Source organism: Streptomyces sp. NPDC015144, assembly GCF_043079735.1.
GTDB lineage: Bacteria > Actinomycetota > Actinomycetes > Streptomycetales > Streptomycetaceae > Streptomyces.
This window is the reverse complement of record NZ_JBIBUU010000050.1, coordinates 1-4,957: the sequence shown is the minus strand read 5'-3', so window position 1 is coordinate 4,957 and position 4,957 is coordinate 1. Positions and strand designations below refer to the sequence as shown.

Sequence of the window (4,957 nt, the reverse complement as noted above, 5' to 3'; positions counted from 1 at the left end):
ACGATTTCCGTGCGGTCGCGGGTGGGCTGGAGTTCTCGCGGCCCCGTATTCCTGTGGTGTCGACGTTGACGGGTGGGGTGGCTTCGTTCGAGGAGTTGTCCTCGGTGGACTACTGGGCGGCCCATGCCCGTGACGCGGTCCTCTTCCATCACGCGGTACGCACCCTTGAGGGTGAGGGGGTGGGGACGTTCGTCGAGCTGGGTCCGGACGCCACGCTCACCGCCCTCGCCCAGGAGGGAACCGAAGGCGAGGACGCGGTCTTCATCCCGTCCCTGCGCAAGGACGGTCCGGAACCCCGGAACGTCACCGCCGCACTGGCCTCGGCCTTCGCGCGGGGGCTTCCCGTGCGGTGGGAGGCGCTGCTCGGGGAGAGCGGTGCGCGGCCGGTCCCGCTGCCCACGTATGCCTTCCAGCGGCAGCGACTCTGGCTCGACGCTCCCGCCGCCCGATCGGACGCCGCCGGGCTCGGCCTGCAGCCCGTCGGACACCCGCTGCTGAGCGCGGCAGTGTGGCATGCCGACGGTGCGGGCGCGCTGTTCACCGGCCGGGTCTCCCTTCGGAGCCAGCCATGGATCCGTGATCACAGCATTCACGGCACTGTCCTGGTGCCGGGCACCGCCCTCGTCGAGCTGGCGATCCGTGCCGGTGACGATGTCGGCTGCGGCCGGGTCGAAGAACTCACCCTCGAAGCGCCCCTGGCGTTGACCGAGGAGGGCGACACCGGCCTCCAGCTGCTGCTGGGCGCCCCGGACGAGGAGGGGCGCCGGTCCGTCGACATCTACTCCCGGCCGGCGCCCGAGGAGCAGTGGACGCGCCATGCCACCGGACTGTTGAGCCGTGCCTCCTCGGTCGGCGCCATGGCCTCCGAGCCTGCTGCGTGGCCCCCCGAGGACGCCGAGCGGATCCCGGTTGAGGGGTTGTACGAGCGGCTGGCTGCCGATGGTTACGGGTACGGGCCGGTGTTCCAGGGGTTGCGGGCGGTGTGGCGGCGGGGTGAGGAGACCTTCGCGGAGGTGGTGTTGTCGGAGGAGGCCGTTCAGGACGCGGACGGGTTCGGGATCCACCCGGCGCTGCTGGACGCGTCGCTGCACGCGCTGCTGCTCGGTTCCTCCGATGAGGCCGAGGAGCCCCTGAGGCTGCCGTTCTCCTGGACGGGAACGGAGCTTCACCGGACCGGAGCACGGTCCGTCCGGGTCCGACTGGTCAAGAAGGGCGGCACCTCGCTCTCCCTGGTCGTCGCCGACACCGAGGGCGCGACCGTCGCGGTGGTCGAGTCCCTCGCGCTGCGGCCGGTCTCGGCCGACGCTCTCGTCGGGGCCTCCCGCGTGCGCCGGGACTCGCTCTTCGCCGAGGAATGGACCACTGCGCCGCAGGGCGCCGCCGCTGATACGCCGTGGCAGCTGCTGTCCGACGTTCCGGACGGCGAAGTGGTCCCGGGGGTCGTGGTGCTGCCGGTCGCCGCGACGGACGCGGAGCACGTGCCCTCGGGCGTGCGCCAGGCGCTGACCGCCGTACTGGAACCGGTTCAGGCATGGCTGGACGACCCGCGCTTCGACGAGTCCCGGCTCGTCGTGGTGACACGGGGTGCGACGGGCAGTGTCCGCGACGCCGCTGGCACGGACCTGGCTGCCGCATCGGTGTGGGGCCTGCTGCGCTCGGCGCAGTCCGAACACCCCGGGCGCATCGTCCTGCTGGACCTGTCGCCCGAGACCGCCCTGGACGATGCGCTGAATCGTGCCCTTGGCTGCGGTGAAAGCCAGATGTCTTTCTATGAAGGCGAGTTGAGGGTCCCGCGACTCCAGCGCGTCCCCGCTCCCACGGGGACACCGGAACTCCTCGATGGTGGTGGTGATGGTTGGACGTTGGTGACTGGGGCGACGGGGACGTTGGGTGGGTTGGTGGCGCGGCACTTGGTGGTTGGGTGTGGTGTGCGTCGGGTGTTGTTGGTGAGTCGTCGTGGTGTGGGTGCTGAGGGTGCTGTGGGGTTGCGGGACGAGTTGGTGGGGTTGGGGGCCGAGGTGGCTTTCGAGGCGTGTGATGTGGGGGTGAGGGAGGAGGTGGTGAGGTTGTTGGCTGGGTACCGGTTGTCGGCGGTGGTGCATGCGGCGGGTGTGTTGGACGATGGTGTGTTCGGGGGTCTGTCTTCTGGTCGTGTGGATGGTGTGTTGCGTCCGAAGGTGGATGGGGCGTGGTATCTGCATGAGTTGACGCGTGATCTCGGGTTGGTGGCTTTTGTTCTGTTCTCTTCGGTTGCGGGGGTGTTGGGGAGTCCGGGGCAGGCTGCTTATGCGGCGGCGAACACGTTTCTGGATGGGTTGGCGCGGTATCGGCGTGCTTGTGGTCTTCCGGCTGTCTCGCTCGCGTGGGGTCTGTGGGACGACACCAGCACCATGACGAAGGATCTCGCAGCCGCCGACCGGGCGCGGATGGCGCGCAGCGGCGTGGCTCCCATGACCGCCGAAGAGGCGCTGGGCCTCCTCGACGCCGCGCTGCTGTCCGAGCTTCCCGTGCTGGTCCCGGCACGCCTGGACCTGAGCGCTCCGCGCCTTGCCGGAGACCCGTGGGAGATCCCCGCACCGCTGCGCGACCTGGTGCCGGCGGCGCCCCGTCGAGCCGCCGCCACCGCGACCGGTGACACCTCGTGGCTGCGGCAGCTCGCCGGACTCACCCCGGACGAACAGGAGCGAAGCGTCCTCGAACTGGTGCGGACACAGGTGGCGGAGGTTCTGGGCCACGCCTCCGGGGCGGCGGTCGATGTCGGGCGGGCGTTCCATGAGTTGGGGTTCGATTCGCTGACCGCTGTCGAGCTGCGTAACCGTCTCAATGTGCTCAGTGGTCTGCGGTTGCCGAGCACGGTGGTCTTCGACTACCCCGACCCCCGTGCGTTGGCCGGTTTTCTCGGCGGTGAGCTGTTGGGGGCGGGGCCATCGGGTCTGGTGGAGGGGGTGTCGGCGGGGGTTGCCGTCGAGGACGATCCGGTGGTGATCGTGGGGATGAGTTGCCGGTTCCCGGGTGGGGTGGGTTCGCCGGAGGAGTTCTGGGGGTTGTTGGAGGGGGAGGTGGATGCGGTCTCGGAGTTCCCGTCGGGTCGTGGGTGGGATGTCGAGGCGCTGTATGACCCGGATCCCGAGAATCCGGGGACGTCGTATGTGCGGGAGGGTGCCTTCCTGCACGAGGCGGACGGGTTCGACGCGGGCTTCTTCGGGATCAGCCCCCGCGAGGCACTGGCGATCGACCCGCAGCAGCGCGTGCTGCTGGAGGCGTCCTGGGAGGCCTTCGAACGGGCCGGGATCGATCCGACGGCGCTGAAGGGCAGCAGGACCGGCGTCTTCGCGGGCGTCATGTACAACGACTACGCCTCACGGCTGCTGCACGACGTGCCTGAGGAGCTGGAGGGCTTCCTCGGATACAACAGCGCGGGCAGCGTCGCCTCGGGCCGGGTCTCGTACACCTTCGGTCTGGAGGGCCCGGCGGTCACCGTGGACACGGCGTGCTCGTCGTCCTTGGTGGCGTTGCATCTGGCGGTGCAGGCGCTGCGCAACGGTGAGTGCGACCTCGCCCTCGCCGGCGGCGTGACCGTGATGGCGAGCCCGGTGACCTTCGTGGAGTTCAGCCGGCAGCGTGGTCTGGCGGTGGATGGCCGGTGCAAGCCGTTCGCGGGTGCGGCGGATGGTACGGGGTGGGGTGAGGGTGTGGGGTTGTTGCTGGTCGAGCGGTTGTCGGACGCGCGTCGTCGGGGGCATGACGTTCTGGCGGTGGTGCGGGGCAGTGCGGTCAATCAGGACGGTGCGAGCAATGGTCTGACGGCGCCGAACGGTCCGTCGCAGCAGCGGGTGATCCGCCAGGCCCTGGCCGGTGCCGGGTTGTCGGCGGTGGATGTGGACGCGGTCGAGGCGCATGGGACGGGTACGCGGTTGGGTGATCCGATCGAGGCGCAGGCGTTGCTGGCGACGTACGGGCAGGGTCGTGTGCCGGGGAGGCCGTTGTGGCTGGGTTCGGTGAAGTCGAACATCGGTCATACCCAGGCGGCTGCCGGGGTGGCGGGGATCATCAAGATGGTGCTGGCGATGCGGCACGGGGTCCTGCCGAAGACACTGCATGTGGATGAGCCGTCGCCGCACGTGGACTGGTCGGCGGGGGCCGTCGAGTTGCTGACGGAGGCGCGGGAATGGCCCGAGGCGGATCGACCGCGTCGCGCGGCCGTCTCGTCCTTCGGGATCAGCGGCACCAACGCCCACATCATCCTGGAGCAGGCTCCGGCGGTCGAGGCGGTCGAGGCGGTCGAGGCGGTCGACGACGACGCCGTCCAGGACGACCACGGGCCCGTACCGCTGCTGCTCTCCGCCGCGGACGACGACGCCCTGCGCGCCCAGGCCGGCCGGCTCTCGGCCGCCCTCGGCCAGGACGAGAAGGGGGGCCTGCCCGAGCTGGCGCACGCGCTGGCGACCCGGCGCGCTGCCCTCGATGAGCGGGCGCTGATCGTGGCCGGGTCCAGGGAGGACCTGCGGAGCGGGCTCCGGGCGCTGGCCGAGGGCGACGCCGCGGGACACCTGGTGCGGGGATCGTCCGGCAGTGGCCCGGGCCGTGTTGCCTTTGTGTTCCCTGGTCAGGGGTCGCAGTGGGTGGGGATGGGTGCGGAGTTGTGGGCGGTTTCTCCGGTGTTCGCGGAGTGGATGGGGCGTTGTGAGGTGGCGTTGGAGCCTTATGTGGACTGGTCGTTGTCGGAGGTGGTGCGGGGTGGTGGTGTGTTGGACCGGGTGGAGGTGATTCAGCCGGTTTCGTGGGCGGTGATGGTGTCGTTGGCGGAGTTGTGGCGGTCGGTGGGTGTGGTGCCGGATGCGGTGGTGGGGCATTCGCAGGGTGAGATCGCGGCTGCTGCGGTGTCGGGTGCGTTGTCGTTGGAGGATGCGGCGCGGGTGGTTGCGTTGCGTTCGTCGGTGATTGCGCGGGAGTTGGC

Annotated in this window: 1 protein-coding gene; it reads left to right on the top strand. The window is 70.2% G+C overall.

Going from position 1 to position 4,957, the window contains the following annotated elements; translation table 11 throughout:
* Positions 1-77 precede the first annotated feature (77 nt).
* The coding region (locus tag ACF08W_RS34970) for a type I polyketide synthase (RefSeq protein WP_392281766.1) at positions 78-4,957 on the top strand (4,880 nt) is incomplete at its 3' end.